General features: G+C 43.1%; 20 protein-coding genes and 1 riboswitch. Of the genes, 10 read left to right on the plus strand and 10 right to left on the minus strand.

Annotated features, from left to right (window positions below; all coding sequences use genetic code 11):
• The first annotated feature begins 488 nt into the window (after nucleotides 1-488).
• From I8J31_RS12700 to I8J31_RS12710, 3 genes are all read left to right on the plus strand, one after another.
• Entirely contained in the window at nucleotides 489-833 is a 345-nt protein-coding gene (locus I8J31_RS12700; RefSeq protein WP_199468948.1) for a hypothetical protein, read from the plus strand.
• 129 nt (nucleotides 834-962) lie between these two features.
• Nucleotides 963-1,307, plus strand: coding sequence for a hypothetical protein (locus tag I8J31_RS12705; protein ID WP_199468949.1), 345 nt, complete (start codon nucleotides 963-965; stop codon nucleotides 1,305-1,307).
• Nucleotides 1,308-1,451: 144 nt separating this feature from the next.
• On the plus strand, nucleotides 1,452-1,931 hold the full coding sequence (locus I8J31_RS12710) for a MazG-related protein (protein ID WP_199468950.1): 480 nt from the start codon (nucleotides 1,452-1,454) through the stop codon (nucleotides 1,929-1,931).
• 137 nt (nucleotides 1,932-2,068) lie between these two features.
• On the opposite strand, the gene I8J31_RS12715 is transcribed toward I8J31_RS12710, so the two are convergent.
• Nucleotides 2,069-2,206: a hypothetical protein gene (locus I8J31_RS12715; protein WP_199468951.1), complete on the minus strand. Its 138-nt coding sequence runs from the start codon at nucleotides 2,204-2,206 to the stop codon at nucleotides 2,069-2,071.
• 122 nt (nucleotides 2,207-2,328) lie between these two features.
• Between I8J31_RS12715 and I8J31_RS12720 the strand changes: the two genes are divergently transcribed.
• From I8J31_RS12720 to I8J31_RS12730, 3 genes are all read left to right on the plus strand, one after another.
• Nucleotides 2,329-2,907 (plus strand): SRPBCC family protein, encoded by a 579-nt coding sequence (locus tag I8J31_RS12720; protein WP_199468952.1) that lies wholly within the window; start codon nucleotides 2,329-2,331, stop codon nucleotides 2,905-2,907.
• Between the two features lie 275 nt (nucleotides 2,908-3,182).
• A complete protein-coding gene (locus I8J31_RS12725; protein WP_199468953.1) occupies nucleotides 3,183-3,932 on the plus strand; it encodes a siderophore-interacting protein in 750 nt (249 codons plus the stop codon).
• Between the two features lie 195 nt (nucleotides 3,933-4,127).
• Nucleotides 4,128-4,760: a LysE family translocator gene (locus I8J31_RS12730; protein ID WP_199468954.1), complete on the plus strand. Its 633-nt coding sequence runs from the start codon at nucleotides 4,128-4,130 to the stop codon at nucleotides 4,758-4,760.
• An 11-nt stretch (nucleotides 4,761-4,771) separates the two neighbouring features.
• Here the strand turns inward: I8J31_RS12730 and I8J31_RS12735 are convergent, their stop codons facing one another.
• The 4 genes from I8J31_RS12735 to I8J31_RS12750 form a co-directional block, all read right to left on the minus strand.
• Nucleotides 4,772-5,698, minus strand: coding sequence for an alpha/beta hydrolase (locus I8J31_RS12735; protein WP_199468955.1), 927 nt, complete (start codon nucleotides 5,696-5,698; stop codon nucleotides 4,772-4,774).
• A gap of 211 nt (nucleotides 5,699-5,909) precedes the next feature.
• Nucleotides 5,910-6,224, minus strand: coding sequence for a N(4)-acetylcytidine aminohydrolase (gene yqfB / locus I8J31_RS12740; protein WP_199468956.1), 315 nt, complete (start codon nucleotides 6,222-6,224; stop codon nucleotides 5,910-5,912).
• The gene (locus I8J31_RS12745; protein ID WP_199468957.1) at nucleotides 6,221-6,823 is read right to left on the minus strand and encodes a 3'-5' exonuclease; all 603 of its coding nucleotides are present in this window, start codon (nucleotides 6,821-6,823) and stop codon (nucleotides 6,221-6,223) included. Before I8J31_RS12745 ends, yqfB begins: the two co-directional genes overlap by 4 nt.
• A 15-nt stretch (nucleotides 6,824-6,838) precedes the next feature.
• Entirely contained in the window at nucleotides 6,839-7,258 is a 420-nt protein-coding gene (locus tag I8J31_RS12750; protein ID WP_199468958.1) for a tetratricopeptide repeat protein, read from the minus strand.
• A 301-nt stretch (nucleotides 7,259-7,559) separates the two neighbouring features.
• Between I8J31_RS12750 and I8J31_RS12755 the strand changes: the two genes are divergently transcribed.
• Nucleotides 7,560-8,807, plus strand: a complete 1,248-nt coding sequence (locus tag I8J31_RS12755; RefSeq protein ID WP_199468959.1) for a hypothetical protein — start codon at nucleotides 7,560-7,562, stop codon at nucleotides 8,805-8,807.
• A 68-nt stretch (nucleotides 8,808-8,875) separates the two neighbouring features.
• On the opposite strand, the gene I8J31_RS12760 is transcribed toward I8J31_RS12755, so the two are convergent.
• On the minus strand, nucleotides 8,876-9,574 hold the full coding sequence (locus tag I8J31_RS12760) for a pseudouridine synthase (RefSeq protein WP_199468960.1): 699 nt from the start codon (nucleotides 9,572-9,574) through the stop codon (nucleotides 8,876-8,878).
• A gap of 284 nt (nucleotides 9,575-9,858) precedes the next feature.
• Here I8J31_RS12760 and I8J31_RS12765 point away from each other — a divergent pair, with 284 nt between their 5' ends.
• The gene (locus tag I8J31_RS12765) at nucleotides 9,859-10,257 is read left to right on the plus strand and encodes an NUDIX hydrolase (protein ID WP_199468961.1); all 399 of its coding nucleotides are present in this window, start codon (nucleotides 9,859-9,861) and stop codon (nucleotides 10,255-10,257) included.
• A 138-nt stretch (nucleotides 10,258-10,395) separates the two neighbouring features.
• Here the strand turns inward: I8J31_RS12765 and I8J31_RS12770 are convergent, their stop codons facing one another.
• Nucleotides 10,396-11,592 carry an MFS transporter gene (locus tag I8J31_RS12770; RefSeq protein ID WP_199468962.1) on the minus strand — a complete coding sequence of 399 codons (1,197 nt, stop codon included), beginning with the start codon at nucleotides 11,590-11,592 and terminating at the stop codon, nucleotides 10,396-10,398.
• Between the two features lie 147 nt (nucleotides 11,593-11,739).
• On the opposite strand from I8J31_RS12770, the gene I8J31_RS12775 reads away from it, so the two are divergent.
• Nucleotides 11,740-12,627, plus strand: coding sequence for a LysR family transcriptional regulator (locus I8J31_RS12775; protein ID WP_199468963.1), 888 nt, complete (start codon nucleotides 11,740-11,742; stop codon nucleotides 12,625-12,627).
• A 210-nt stretch (nucleotides 12,628-12,837) separates the two neighbouring features.
• Here the strand turns inward: I8J31_RS12775 and I8J31_RS12780 are convergent, their stop codons facing one another.
• Nucleotides 12,838-13,173, minus strand: coding sequence for a zinc ribbon domain-containing protein YjdM (locus I8J31_RS12780; RefSeq protein ID WP_199468964.1), 336 nt, complete (start codon nucleotides 13,171-13,173; stop codon nucleotides 12,838-12,840).
• 135 nt (nucleotides 13,174-13,308) lie between these two features.
• Here I8J31_RS12780 and I8J31_RS12785 point away from each other — a divergent pair, with 135 nt between their 5' ends.
• A complete protein-coding gene (locus tag I8J31_RS12785; protein ID WP_199468965.1) occupies nucleotides 13,309-13,743 on the plus strand; it encodes an EamA family transporter in 435 nt (144 codons plus the stop codon).
• A 78-nt stretch (nucleotides 13,744-13,821) separates the two neighbouring features.
• Here the strand turns inward: I8J31_RS12785 and I8J31_RS12790 are convergent, their stop codons facing one another.
• Nucleotides 13,822-14,493, minus strand: coding sequence for an energy-coupling factor ABC transporter permease (locus tag I8J31_RS12790; protein WP_199468966.1), 672 nt, complete (start codon nucleotides 14,491-14,493; stop codon nucleotides 13,822-13,824).
• Between the two features lie 81 nt (nucleotides 14,494-14,574).
• Nucleotides 14,575-14,788: riboswitch (cobalamin riboswitch) on the minus strand.
• Nucleotides 14,789-14,950: 162 nt separating this feature from the next.
• A complete protein-coding gene (locus tag I8J31_RS12795) occupies nucleotides 14,951-16,018 on the minus strand; it encodes an FUSC family protein (RefSeq protein WP_199468967.1) in 1,068 nt (355 codons plus the stop codon).
• Between the last annotated feature and the right edge of the window lie 45 nt (nucleotides 16,019-16,063).

Below are 16,063 nucleotides of genomic sequence, written 5' to 3' on the forward strand. Positions count from 1 at the left end.
ATTGACGCCGTAATGAGGAGCGTCCATCTCATCACCCACCTCTAAAAGCCAGTTATATCAAGAGATTGGTTATTTTATGAAAATCAATAAACCTACTTTTAGTTCATTAATTTAGCGTATAAAAAAGCGCGAAAGAGGCCATTTGAGACAAATGCGGTTTTTGTTCGAGGATGAGGTTAAGTTTTTAACGTGCGTGTCTAGTAAGAATTCTTTAACGTGCGTGTCTAGTAAGAATTTCTAGTAAGAATTCGCGTTTTGTACTGGTAGAAAATAAAAAAGCATTTTAGTATCAAGGCATAAGGATTCTCAGCTAAAAAATAACGTGCTGTGGATAAATGAAATAACGCGCATGCTCGTTTTCCCCGTTTTGGCTTTTGTTTATAAGGCTATAAAAGTGAATTAAATAAATTACTTAGGTAGTTTTTGATAGGCTTTCAAAAAAGTGTAAATGAGCATGCGCATTATTAAAATGTTAAGTTTTCGTAATCATGAGAGCAATAATATTACTTGCGGCAATTCTTTTTTCATTCGCCGCAAATGGAGAAAATGAGTTGAACTGGCCTTTTGATCAAGCTGAAAACGTAGCTGCAATTACTACTAAACAGGTGGTGGAAGCATCATTCCCCATATTAATGGTTGTGCATTACGAGGATGACGATTCTTGGGCATTTACTTGTGGCACAACGAATAAATCAGAAGATCTAATGATTGTGGGCATGAGCGAGATCGTTAGCTTGGACTCTACTCTATATTCTATTGCTGATTTGCCTCCGGGCTGGAGTGCTGTACGTGAGTCGGTAGGTTCCGAATGGGTGCGCACAAAAGATGAATAAACTTAACAAGTTTGTCAACAGGACATTTTTTGCTGCGCTTCGTTTTGCGGTGGCTTCGCCACTTTACCGCAAAACTCCACTACGCAAAAAATGCCTGTTACAAAGGCGTTAGCACTACAGGTAGAAAACATGGACTTCGATAAGCTTACCGATGAAGAAATACTAAATATAGCAAATCCATTAATGGATAACCTTATGGAAGGCTCTAGCGAGAGGAGTCACCAAAAGCATACTCGTGATTTTACTGATCGCCTCAAAGCAATCGTTACCGAAGAGAACCTTCTGAAACAATGGAAGGAAAATAAGATAGGCGAATTTTCTAAAAGAGAATTTCTATCAATTATTCACAAAAGTGATTCTATATTTGTATTATGGAAACAGTGGTTTACTAATAGCCATGAAGAATTTTTGGCTGAAATATGCATCGTCGAACAAGCTGGAAAGCTTCTAGTAGACCATGTTTGGATAAGATAACAGAACTTAATGGGACACACATATTAAGAAGCCAGTAAACTCAAGGCTTTTAGCATATGTGTCCTGCTAACCCTTTCTCCACGACGGCTGCTTCTGGCAGAATTATGGTCTCTATTTTAAACAAGCGTCGTTAAAAGGTGTTGAATGAGCAAAAAGGTGTTAACCGCGTTAGTCTGGATCAAGCAAATCCTTGAAGAAGCGGATATCCCCTATCAAATCGTTGGAGGTTTGGCTGCCTCTATCCATGGAGGTAAACGACCTGTCGCTGACATTGACCTTTATATACCAAGAGAACTTTCGCGGGTCGTATTACCTAAGGTAGAAAGTTTTATATCAAAACCATTGAAGCACTGTGTCGAATACGGATGGGATGTAGAGTATTTTCAGTTAATTTATCAAGAGCAGAAAATAGAAATAGGCTTATCATCTGGTACAAAAATACTCAACGGGGCGAGCGGAGAGTGGTTTGAACTAAATATTAACTACGACCACTCAACCACTGGCGACTATCAGGGAGTAGCACTACCGGTTATTCCTATCTCTGAGCTTATTGCTTATAAGTCCATTCTAGGTAGAGAGGTTGATCTCATTGATATTGAGGAAATTACCGACACTCGACCATAATAAGATGGTCAATGCCAAACTTAACAGAACATGTTATGTGTTTACTGATAACAGACTGAATGATGGACAGCCGATCCGGGCCTTGATGTCTCAATGTAAGAAATCCCTCTGACATGTCCTCCGAAAACGGGAAACCTTTAGCTTGGGACAGGGTCAGCATTATCACTTTGGGCCAACACTTCTGAAAATTGCTCTAACTCAGCGGCCAATTTTGCTTTAAGCTGTATCCTTTGGCTATCGATATCAATAAGTAGTAGGTCACAATATGAATACACAGAATACCGTACCTGCACATAATAAAGTTTGGTCGTCTAGCGCTCCTTACGAGCTTGATGTTCCTGACAGCGTCAAAATTACTAACCTCAAATATGAAAATAGCTGAATAGGAAAGAACACGATGAAACTATTGAACCTTACTGCCTTCACTTCCATCACGATTGCAACGGCTATCGCGCCTGCGTTTGCTAAAGATTGCGCTCCGGTAGATGGACTTCCTTTGTCGGGCTATCGCGTCGATACGATGGGAGAAAACCAGCACCATGTGCATACCGAGGTTCTCATCAACGCCACAGCATCTGAAGTTTGGGGTGTCTTGAGCGACTTTAAGAATATGCCGAGCTGGAGCACCACATTCCAAGGAATGGTGGGCGACATTCGCGATGGTGGTCAGGTTACCGTCACTTACAAGTTCCCGGATCGAGTCGCTGAAATTCCACACACAATCTCTTATAACGAGGGCGTTGGATATGGCTGGAGTGACCCTTTGGGTTTCGCACCTAAAATGGCCGACAATCACGTTTTCGAGATCGAGCCAGTTTCAGAATGCCTAACCCGCTTCAAACAGTATGACACCTTCACCGGCGTTGGGCCGGAGGGCTCAGAAATTACCACTGCCTTCATCTCGCAGGACGCGATGGGAGTCTACCGTATTTTCAATGCAGAGCTTAAAGTCGCTGTAGAAGCCAAGTTTCAGTAACTGACTACAAGGAAAAAGCAGGCCCCGCCAGTGGGGCCTCGCCTCACATATTCTCTTTGGCCATTGCTGCATCAGCCTAGTTTTGACGAAGAGCGCGAGAGACAAGTTCAAGGTAAGCCTCACTTTCACATAAAAAACGCAAAAACTCCGCAATAAAGCTCAGCGGCTTGCGGTGCTATGTATTCAATGGTACTTATGAAAACCAGAATACGAAGGTCATTTCCTTCTGACACTTAGATCAACCTCTTTCTATTCCTCAATTAATTGGACGCTCCATGACCATTAAAAATAGACACCTTTCTGTCATCAAGAAACACCAAGTTTCTCCCAATATGTTACGCATTACCTTGGGGGGAGATGAGTTGATGACATTTCCTGAAGGGATGGAAAGCGGTTACGTTAAGCTTCTTTTAGAAGGTGGGAAGTTCAAACGAAGCTATACCATTCGCGCTTTTCGTGCCGATGTATTAGAGCTTGATTTGGATTTTGTATTACATGGGGACAATGGTGAAGAAGGCCCAGCCTCAACTTGGGCTGCCAATGTATCCAGCGGGGAAAAAATTGAGATTGCAGGCCCTGGCCTCGTTAAGCGTATTTCTCAAAGTGAAGATTGGTATTTTATTGTAGGTGATATGACCGCCCTGCCAGCCATCAGTGTTAATTTAGAAACAATGCCCCGTGATGCTCAAGGCTATGCGGTTATCGAAATAATTGAAGAAGCGGATAAACAAGACATCGGCGCGCCTGAAGGAATGAAGATTGTATGGGTGATTAACCCACACCCAGAAAAGGCGAATACTCTGTTACCTGATGCGGTGAAAGCCTTGCCCTGGCTTGAAGGTAAACCGAATGTTTGGTCTGCTTGCGAATTTAGTGGCATGCAACAATTACGGACTTATTTTAAAAAAGAACATCATGTTGGTAAGGATGAGATTTATATCAGCAGTTACTGGAAAATTGGCAACTCAGATGAAGGTCATAAAAAGGCAAAAATGAAAGACAAATTAACCAAGATATTTAATTAATAAAAAAACTACGTCATATGTTTAAGGGGGCTGTTCAGCCTATTTCGTAATGAAGTAGCCTGCTGGAAACTTAACCGTCTCCCCTCAAAGCCAATCATATAAAATGATTGGCTTTTTAACGAAAAACAGCACTACGATTTGAAGCACTAACTAAAAGTCGTTAAATTAATTCACAACCATCGAGAGGATCTAAACATGTTGTCTTTGTTAAGTATTGCGTTGGCGTTTTTTGTTATTGCAGCGTCTCCTGGGCCGGCGAATATTGCTAATGCGACGATAGCGATGAGCCAAGGCCGAAAGGTGAGTTTAATTTACGGAGCGGGTTTGTCGGTTGGTTTGATTTTCTGGGGCATTGTCGCAGCAAGTGGTCTTGGTGTTGTGCTGCAAAACTCGGTGTATTTGTTGATGGTGCTTAAAGTGTTCGGCGGACTTTACTTAATCTGGTTGGCGTTTTTGTCGGCTAAAGATGCCATGCACCCAACAAAAACAAATCTGCAAATCAATACGGCTCCTAAGTCTTATTTAAACTGGTTTATGAAAGGTGTGGTTTTAAATATCTCGAACCCTAAATCGGTTATTGCGTGGATGGCGGCGCTGTCAGTCGGGCTTGGCGCTAATGACAATACCATGGCGCTGGTATCAGGCGTTATTGTATGTGTCGTGGTTGGTTTTATTGTGAATGGATTGTACTCGGTACTTTTCTCGTTTAGCGGTGTCATGAGCTGGTATCAAAAAGCGAATCGTTGGATCAATGGCGTAGTCGCAGGCTTGTTCACCTTAGCGGGTTTTGGACTGATTCGTTCCGCGTTTAATCGAGGGGCACCATAAGCGATAGTCCGCTATTTTTGTCCAGTTTGATTAGATAACCAGGTTGAAATGATTGTTAACACTGTCGGTTCTATCGACTTTTTCATCAGTCCAGGGTAATTAGCAAAACTGGCGCTTTCTTGATCGCAGCGAAGGATATGCGTTAGGTCACCAATTATGTGCTGCTCTACTTCCACATTAGCAATGTGAGCGATTTCCTCAACGTCTTTGGGGTTGCATTGCAGGTCTTTTTCTCCAGCAATTGCCAAAATAGGCGAGGTGACCTGCTGAAAGGTTTCAACAGGATTTATTGTGAATATCTCCCTAAACCATTTCGCTTCAACCTTTCTAAATCGTGCGTAGAAAGAGTCCGAAGAAGTATTCTTGATCTTGGTAATAAGCTTCTTCTGAAGGTCTACAGGTTGACCAAATAATCGCAAGAAGAGTTTTGTCATGCCTTTGCGGCCATCCACATCCTTCTGTAGTACCTTAGCCTGCTGCTTAAGAATCGCTTCCAAAGATTCTATGAATGGACAAAGTAGGATAAGCCCAGCGATAGAAGGACTCTTAATATCTGCCTGTGCCGCAATAATGCAGCCTTCACTATGCCCTAATAGGTATTTTTGATTTTTATCACAGAACGGAAAACCATCCAAGGCATTGCACCACTCAACCGCATCATCAACCAGCGCAAAGTGTCCTGTAGAATAATAGTTTCCCGTACTTGCACCGCAACCGCGCTTATCATAACGAACGCTAGCGATACCCTGTTCAGCTAAATAATGTGCCATTGCATTGAATATATTTAGCCCTTGCCCATTCACGTTTTCATCACGATCAAGCGGGCCACTACCATGTATCATTAACACCACTGGGAATTGGCCGCACTCCTCAGGCAAGCAAGCCGTCCCCATTAGGGTGACATCACCGGATGTAATCGAACAATCTATTTCAATCATGCGAATCTCTTTGACAATTAATGTCTGGATAACAGGCAGAATTTGCCTAGCTAAAATACGAAAGAAGTAAAATCACCAGCCGTATTTTGTTCTTTCTTATTAACTGGCTAACACTAAAAACGGGGCTAAAAATAACCCCCATAGGTGTTACCTGTCACGTCTTAGCTAATCTACCGCTCATCATGCATGTCAGGCAGCTCTAACAATAACCCTAATCCACCAATTCATATGAAATCACATAGAGATTGTCTACATTGGGGTAGATGTCTTGAATGACGTTTTTAAGCTCTGGCAGTGTCATGTTTTCTTGTTTGGCGTGAAAGTCTGACAGTTGATGAAAGGTGATGGCGTGGACACTGTGTATTTTCAACGCACAGAACCAACGGTCATCTTCATAGGTGGAGACCTGCACTATGCTATTGGGCGAATAGTCTTTTTCCGCTTCATCACGAATGGTGATGGTTTTCTTGCCAGACAATATATCGGCTTCAAAACGTTCAAAGAAGGTTATTTTTGACAGGCTCAAGGTGTTTTCCAATCCATATTTAGTCTATTCAATGACAGTTCAACACAAATCGCCGAGTGGGCGTCGTTTGCGGCGTATAAAATTTGGTTTTCCCTGAAAGGATAAGCCCCCCAGTTGGATTTCTGCGCGCCTTTTCCTAGGCGTGCTTTGAGTACCATGGCGACGGCAGCACGAGCGCCTATGGTATTTTTCTCCCCTGTTAATCTTTTTAATGTCACCGATAAGTCTTGTGTGTTGGTGATGTCTATATCGAGTTTGCCACGCAGTTCTCTGTTGTCGTCTTTTATGCCGAAGCCGACTTTTTGAATATTAGGGTTGCTGAGTATTTCCCTTGCGGCAGTCACCGCAATGGGAAATCGCGTTGGAAAGAGAAAGGCTGTTGATTCGGTGGCCAGTTGAATCAGTGTTGGGCCGGGGCTCACTTCGCCTTTTCGGAAGATGGGTTTGCTTTCGGTATCAAACCCTAGGCAAGTTTCGTTTACGAGAGCTTGTAACGCTTGTGCCGCATCGTCTGCGTTTTCCACGAGAGTAATATCGGAAAGACTAAGCCCATCATATAAAGGGAGTTCTCTGATCTGTTCCTTAGTAGGACGTTCCATTCGTAATCTCTTTTTTTACGCTTCTTGTAGGTCTTTCAATACATCATGAATTTCGGCTTTAAGCTCTTTATCGATGATTTTATTACTGTGAATCTTGGCTTGTTCCAAGTACTGAATAGCCCCTGCTTTATCGCCTAATTCTATTTTCAGTAACGCCGCCGAGAAGCCAATAGAAGACAGGTAATCTTTTGAATGAATCGCTGCCGCTTTCAGTAACGCTTTGTCGTAGATCGAAATCGCCAATGCCAGGTCTTCCGTAAAATCACCGAGTGCTTCCCACTGTACTGGATGGTCTTTATCCGTCTCATCATTGTCGTCGCAAATTTGCTTCAGTTCCTGATAATAAGCATCAAAGCTCGCTTGATCCTTTTTATTGGCAAAGTTCATTAACTCTTTGGCTAAAAAAAGCACTTCTTTATAGATTTTTGTGTTCATATTTTACTCTGCTTTAAACATTCAAGGTACCGATGAGAACCATGTTAATTTTAATCGATAACTTATGACAGCTTTGTCGTACTTCAATTATCTTTCTAAGGACTTAGCAAGTGACATCGCAAGCTTCACCATGAAGTCAGTGACAGCCAAAACTAAGAATAATGCATAAATTCACTGAGCAAACGAGACGCTTGCCCTCCTATCCGAATATAAGCGCAATAATAGTGTCATAGTCATTATATAGACTGATTTCGTTCGATTATCCCTTATTAAAATCAGCGAATAAGTATTGGAATTTTTTATGAAAAAGACACTACTCTCTATAGCTATGCTTTCAGTCATGGCATCCTCTTCTGTTTACGCGATGGATCAAGTCGACAGTGAAGCGTCATTAACGATGGCGATCAATAAAGCGAATATGGATAGCAGCATCTCTTCAATCGTCTTCAAAAAGAATGTGAAGATTTCCTTAACTTCTCCGGTTGTCTACACCGGCAAGCAAACACTGTCTATTGAAGGCAATGGTGCGGTTCTTAATGGTGAGCAGTCTGGTACATCAGCTGAGTTTTACGACGCAAAAGAAAAAATCACTACCGTACGCACGGATGATGGCACCTTAATGTTTAATACCGCGGCGGATATTAATATCAATAACTTATCTGTTGTTAAAAGCCATACTCGCGGCATAGTCATTACCATTCCTGCTGATGCGCAAGGTGATGATATTCACGTTTCGCTTAATAACGTAAAAGTAGAAGACTCTGCGCTTTACGGTTTGCACCTAGACGACAATTTAAATGAGTTAGACGATGGTGATTTAGGTTCTGCCATTGGCATCGATTTAAAAATCAACAATTCCCACTTTATTAATAACGGTACTGGCGCGATTGATTTTGACGGCATTCGTGTTGATGAGCGTGGTGCAGGCAGCATCACGTCTGAAATCAATAACACAGTCATTTACGGTAACGGTGGCGACGGTATTGAGTTAGATGAAGCCGGTGCTGGTGATGTTGTTGCTATGATGAATAATGTGTCTGTCATCAATAATGGCGCTTACAACGAAGCGGATTTAGACGATGGTTTTGATATTGATGAAGGTGATGACGGCGACTTAGTTGTTGTACTCAATAACCTTGAAATCAAAAACAACCGCGACGAAGGTTTAGACTTTGACGAAGCAGGTGCGGGCAACATTAACGCGACGATCACCAATGTGACAGCCACCTACACGGACGATGAAGGCATTAAGCTTGATGAAGAAGACGCTGGTGACCTGAACGTGAGTCTATCAAATATTATTACCACTAACGGCGGCGATGACGGTATTCAATTTACCGAACTTGGTAAAGGTAAAGTGAACGCCAAGTTGGATAATGTTCGCTCTACTGACAACAAGAAAGCCGGTGTGAAAATTGAGCAATGGTTAGTAGAAGACGATGAGAGCCAAACAGAAGAACAAGGTTCTATTAGCCTACACAATGTCGAATTAAGCGGTAATGGCAAGGGGGATAAAGTGAAAACCCACGGCATTGTTATTCGTAAATAAGCAACTCAGCTACTTGCAAAGTTAAAGCCCCAGTCCATTGTCAGACTGGGGCTTTTTTACATAAAACCTTAGCGAAAGCTCTGTACTTCATCCTCGCTTAAATAGCGCCACTGCCCAACTTCGACATCCAGACACACAGCGCCAATTTGCTCCCGATGAAGTGACGCGACTCGATTGCCTACCGCAGCAAACATCCGTTTAACCTGATGAAACTTGCCCTGTGTGATGGTCAAAAGTACCTCGTTGGCACTCATCACTTCTAAGCTCGCAGGCAAGGTTAATGCCTTCTCGCCTTGCAGCTGCACGCCTTTTTTGAACTGAGAGGCGATCTCCTCTGCACGCTCTTTAGATAACGCTTTAGACAACTGCACACGATAAACTTTACGGCATTCGCTAGCAGGTTGCGTAATACTAAACGACCAGCGTCCATCATCCGTAATTAACACCAAACCGGTTGTATCCGCGTCTAAGCGGCCTGCAATATGCAGCTCTGACACCCTATCAAGATCTAAGTAATTGAACAGGGATGGATAGGCTTCATCGATATTTGAGCACACCGTGCCTGCGGGTTTATGCAGCAGGATATAACGAAAATCACGAGCCCTCAGCGTCACTCCATTTAACATGACGCTATTGTTTTCATGAACTTGTGTGGCTTCATCTGTGATGGTCTCGCCATTCACACTGAGCGCCCCAGCATGAATCTTCTGCCGTACTTCACTTTTTGTGAGCTCGGTACTTTTACAAACGAATTTATCAAGGCGCATGATAAGCAACATTAGAGGATGAAAGACAGTGACATTATCCTTTCTAAAGGCGAATGATCAACAGATGACGGTCATTACTTTATCTGTCTTGACGAAGAGAGAATGCTCCTAGGAAAAGTCAGATTAGTAAATCCTTTTTTTGCCCATCCATAACCTAATAAAATAGCCGATTGTTAATTCTATGAGATACGCAAAACGCCCTTTTTTTCGAATAAAATTTACTAAAATCCAGCTTACTTCTATGATGGCATGCCTTGCTGGTCATTATCTGAGGAAATAGCACAATGCAAGTTCATGAGTGTGTGTCTTTTATCTTGCTACGAGACAACAGGGTACTGTTAGAAAAACGTTCCAAAGACAAAGCCCATGACCCTAACTTAATCGCTATTCCCGGTGGTCATATGGAGCAAGGGGAAACGAGAGAACAAACCCTGTTGCGAGAGCTAAAAGAAGAACTCGATATTGTTCCAAATGCCTATAACTACCTATGTTCTCTTTACCATCCAACGGGAGAGCTTCAGCTTATTCACTATTATGTTGTTACTAGCTGGACAGGAAATATCTTGTCTCTCGAAGCCGATGAAGTCACTTGGCATCCCCTTGATGCAAACCCTATCGACATTGCGGCAGATAAGATCGCACTGGCCGAATATCAAAGGCTGCAAATGTTATTTGCAAAATAAGCGAACCGTCTTTTAGTTGAAGGCGCTGTACGTGCTTAAAACCTCCATGCTTGGAACAAGCTCATGAAGGCCAATAGAGCTTGCTTGATACTCTGGCCTTTTCGAGTTAAGCCATCAAGCCCCCTTCAATAACCGGGGTTAAGATGTTCTAAGGTAAGCGACTCGCTCCTTACGCATAAGACTCACCCCCGCGACCATAACAGCGCCCAGCACCAACCAAGAACCCATAATCACCCCCGTCCAGCCATCGGCCTGCCAAAAAGGGTCGAGATAAAAGCCCCCTAAACTGGCGCCTAAATAATAAAACACCAAGTACAACGAAGACGCACTGGCTTTTGAGTGCTTGGCATGACGGCTAACAAAAGCACTGGCGGTAGAATGACCAAGAAAGAAACCAAAGCTATTGATCAATAATCCACAAATAATCGCCATCAAAGAATTCCCAAGGGTCACCAAAGAGCCCAACATGAAAATACCAGTACCCAGCACCATGATGCTTGGCTGCTGCCAACGTCTCGCTAACTTACCGGATATCGCGGACCCCAGAGTGCCAGACAAATACGTAAGGAACAGCAACCCCACATACTTTGCCGACAACTTGTAGGGCTCGGCTTCCAATAGGAAGGTGACATAGCTGTATTGATTAATAAAAATAAAGAAGCTAAATCCCCCAATAAAATAACTGGTCAATAGTCGACGATTCTGTAGATGACTTTTCATGTTCCGTAGAATATGCCCCACTCGCAATGGCTTGGGCTCAAAGTGTTGGGGTTTCGGCAATAAAAAGAAAAATGCCAACAAGCACAATAGGCTAATCGCCCCCATCACACCAAAAGTAGCGGAGCGTCCTAACCACTCCCCCACAAAACCACCGATCAAACGGCCACCAATGCCCCCCAATGAGTTGCCGCTAATATACAAGCCAACGGCAACCATTAAAGCTTCTGGTGTATATTCATCGCCTAAATAGGCCACCGCAACGGCAGGCAAGCCAGCGAGAAAAAAGCCCTGTAGCGCACGCAACATCAGCAAAGATTCATAGCTTTGCACTAGGGCTAAGCAAAAAGTCGTCAAGGTAATACCGGCCATGGTCATCAGCATAATGCCTTTACGACCTAGGGCATCAGACACTGGCCCATAAAACAGCAAGGAAATACCCAAGGTAAAAGTGGTAATGGTAAAGCTGGCACTGGCTTGCAGGGGACTGATTGCAAACTCATTAGCGATCATAGGTAATAAAGGTTGAGTTACATAAACATTGGCAAATACCATAAAAGAGCCAATCACCAAGGCGATGGTACCTCGCCAAAATACTGCACTACCTGCGCTTATCATTGAATTTACCTTTTATTGCAGCCATTAAATAAATTGAGATCTTTGCATAACCGCTATGCAAAGGTCTCAAACTTTATTGGGCCACTATACGCTCCGCCTTTTTATCAATAAAATATATCTACCTTATCAAATTCATAAGAGTTATTGATGGACATTAAACCTCTACGCTATTTTATAGCGATTGCTAAAACCGCCAGTTTTACCAAAGCGGCAGAGCAACTAAACGTGGCTCAGCCAGCGGTGAGTATGGCCATTAAAAAGCTGGAAACAGACTTGGGTCTCACCCTAATTCACAGGGCAGACCGTAATATTGTGCTCACGGATGAAGGTAAAAAGCTTTTATTCCATGCCCAAAAAATCATTCAAGCGACCGATGAAGCCCTATTGGAAATGAGTGAATTAAAAGGTCTGAGCCAAGGTGAGGTTCGTGTCGGTATTCCCGGCATGATGGGGTCTTATTACTTTCCACCGATACTGATGGCATTTCGGCATAAATACCCCACCATTAGCTTAAAAGTCATTGAAGGTGGCACTTGGCAATTACAAAAGATGCTCGAACGTGGTGAGTTAGATCTCAGCGTTATCGTTGCCGACACTCTGCCCGCTAGCTTGGAAACACAAGCACTGATTCGCGAAGAAATGCTCGTGACCGTCGCCACAGATCATCCTTTTTGTGAGCTAGACAAGATCACAGCAGAGCGATTTTTCAAAGAAGAGCTTGTCATGTTCAAAGAGGGTTACTTCCACCGACGCATCGTCGATAAGCTCGCCCAAAAGTGCCAGATGACACCGAATATCGGCTTCGAGACCAACCTGATTCCCTTGATCAAATCCATCATCCAACAGGGGTTTGGTGTGTCTACCCTACTCGCCATGGTCGTAGAACAAGACGATCAACTGATCACCCGTTCCTTTGATCCACCTATCTGGCTAGACCTCGACATCGCATGGCGCAAGGGCAGCTACCTATCCAAGGCGAACCAAGCCTTCCTCGACTTTGTTTGTGAACATGGGCAAAATTATGGAAAAGTCTAAAGCCATCATTCTCTAATGGACAACCCAAACGGACATTGATATGAACATAGGGAATTAGGCTGGAAATAATGGAATTTAATGAAGAAGCACAAGGTTTTTATCAACAACTGGGCTTTCAAACCCAATCTAGAATTTTAGCTAAAGCCATAGACTAAAAGAGGGTTTTAAACTGGCCTTATTTGCCGTTTAAAACCCTCATCGTAGTAAAGCTTAAGCCTTTTTCACAAACTGAGATTTCAACATCATCTCGCCTGCGCCATCCACTTTACAGTCGATGTCATGGTCGCCATCAACAAAGCGTTTGATCGTCGCTTTAGTACCAATTTTCAAAACCTGAGACGATCCTTTCACTTTCAAATCTTTTGCTAAGGTTACCTTGTCGCCCTCTTGCAGCTGCGTGCCATTGGCATCCTTAATGATAAGCGCGTCTTCATCAACGACCACTTCGTTTGGGTTCCACTCATGGGCACACTCAGGGCAAATCAGCATATCTTGGTCTTGATACACATACTCTGAGTTGCATTGAGGACAATTTGGAAGACTCATACTGTTATTACCTTATAAAAGACATGAAAAAATGTGTGGGTATTATACGCCTATTTCCAAATTTCAGGGAGATTACATAGATAAAAAACATTGGTTCAGTAAAATACAGCCTAATATGGTTTATTGAGGTTAAGCATGCAAACTGATACAAGTTGGCTTTATTGGGCCATACTATCCGCCGTGTTCGCGGCACTCACGGCCATTTTTGCAAAGATTGGCATTCAAGATGTCGATTCCGATCTCGCCACACTGATTCGAACCGCCATTATTATTGTCATTCTAGCTTGCTTTGTCTGGTACGCTGAAAAATGGAGTAATCCATTGGAACTTTCCCCTAAAACTTGGTTGTTCCTAACCTTATCAGCTCTAGCGACAGGCGCTTCTTGGCTCTGCTATTTTCGTGCCCTACAACTTGGAGATGCCTCTAAGGTCGCGCCTATCGATAAGTTTAGTTTGGTATTAGTGGCGATGTTTGCTGTTATATTTCTTGGTGAGCGCCCATCTATACGCGACTGGGCAGGTATTTCTTTGGTCGCTAGCGGCGTATTGCTGCTGGCTTTCAAACGCTAAATCAGAATAAAAAGGCCCACGCTAGCCATCACTAGCATGGGCCTTTTTGCTTAGCAATAACTTGCTAAAATGCTCAGATTAATGGAACAAACGCGTTTCAAATAAAGAGGACTGCTTGAAACGATTGAAACTTTTCGCACCCGCGAGTACCGCCAGATCGATCACAGGTTCAAGCAATACAACACTTAAGTAAGCCATGCCAAAGGTGGCAACAGAAGCCATGTTGCTTGCACCAAAGCCTTGACCATAGAAAGCCCAAAACGCGACCCAAGCGACAATGCCACCTTGGTAAGTTAAAGACAATTGCAAAGCCTGCTTATAAGAAATGTCTACATAAGCGGTATTGGCTGCAATAGTGCGTTGTGCCACGATAGACATAGCAAACAAAGGCAACAATAAAGTGGTTACGTTCATGCCGTATTGAGGTAAGTCGAAAGGAGCAAGGAAAACGCCCTGTACCAATAATCCTAAAAACAAGCCGATAGAAGCGGCGGCTGGACCAAACATCAAAAATAACGTCGAGCCTAAAATAAGGTGAACTTCTGACACACCAACCGCCTGATGTGGCAACAATTCAAAGAAAACAAAGACAAGGAAGGTAGTCAATGCACTGCGCCCAATTAAAGACATCAGCCCATCTTTTTTAATCATCTCAATCGATGCCTTAGCAGACAATCCGAAAGCTCCTAAAGCAGTCGCGTAACTCAAAACAATTTTTGCGCCGTCCACAATACCTGGTTCAATATGCACTCTGTGCCTCCAAATTATATGTCATACTCACCCGTATGATTCAAATTAACGGACTTGTTGCTACCTATGGTTAGTTGCAAGCAATCCTAATCAGTAAAGGCCGGTCTCCGGACTCGTCAATGTTTACATATGCTTCTTTCTTAAGTACTGCCCCTTCCCATTCTTAATAAGAACAGTGGAACGCACAAAAAAGCACACCATTTACTCACCGTTGCGGGGGCAGTACAGGCTTTACATAATGCGTACCTGTTTCCCGTTTCACCAATGCATTGGCACCTTTACAAGAACTGATAAGCTTTTTTTATAACTTACCATCAGAACAGAGAAGCCTACGTTTTAAACACGATTTAAGCAACCAACGCCTTGCAAATACTCTCTTTAAAAGACTGTATTTCATATAAAAAAGAACAAGATTCATATTCTAAGCTATGCGCCTCTAAAACCACGTAAACAGAACCTAAGAAGGTTTATGTCCAGATAAAGAACTACGGGCATTCATTCTCGACTCAATGCTCTTCAGCAACGACGTTCTATGGAAGATAGTACCGCCGACAATACCAATCGCACTGCCAATAGAAATATCGATTAACCTGTGTTGCAGCAATACATCGGTGGACATATTCATACTGGTAAACTCAGCCATAATCACAGTCAATGGCGTAATAAAGATCACCGCGGCACCGTAGTTTTTGACGATCAATAACTCCACTAAAAATTGAAACAAGATCATATAAAGTGCCAAATGCCAGTAATTTGGCTGCAACGAAAAAATCCACCAAGCCAACCCCATGCCAATACTGGTTCCGACAATGCGATGAATATTACGATGCCAAATCATCCGATAAGTAGCCCCTTGTAAAATCGCCGCACAAGAAATCGGCACCCAAAGCGCATTAGGTAAATCCAAGAACAATGCCACCAGATAAGATAAGCTAATAAAAAACGCTACCAAGGCCCCTTCTAGAAGAATCGCATTGACTTGCGGATCCGTTTCTATTTTGACACTGGGTAAATCATTTGCGCCGATCGCCAAGCTATATATGAAGGCTAAACCACAAGATAAGATGCCCCCTAACGCCACCATGCCGATATTGTTAGCAAATGTCGTTAAATTAAAGGGCAGATAAATAGCCAAGCAAGAGACAAGAATAAAAAAGAAACTGCCCGGTGCTGGCAGGCAATAATAACGGGTAATAACAATCGCCCCAAACGACAATCCCCCCAACGCCAAAGCCGCCACATAAGGGTTAAAACTAGCAAGAGAACCAATACTAAAACACACCATAAAACCAAAAGAGCACATGGCAAGCGTCACCATACGGTGAGCGGTTCTAGTTTTTGGCAAATACAAGATCACCATCGCCCCCAAACTGGATAAGGTTGCCAAAGCAAACTGCTCAACAGCGGCGCCTATCAAAGCAGGAATACCAACACAAATGGCCGCAAGAAAGGCTAGATGCCAAGGGCGGTTCGTCGCATTCCAAGTAAATAGACCTTTTAGCTGAGTGAAAACGGCATTAAACAAAGGAGTACTCCTAATTTTGATTTTTTGTTTACATACTAAACAGTA

Origin of the sequence: Marinomonas transparens, assembly GCF_016463975.1 — a bacterium.
GTDB classification, from domain to species: domain Bacteria; phylum Pseudomonadota; class Gammaproteobacteria; order Pseudomonadales; family Marinomonadaceae; genus Marinomonas; species Marinomonas transparens.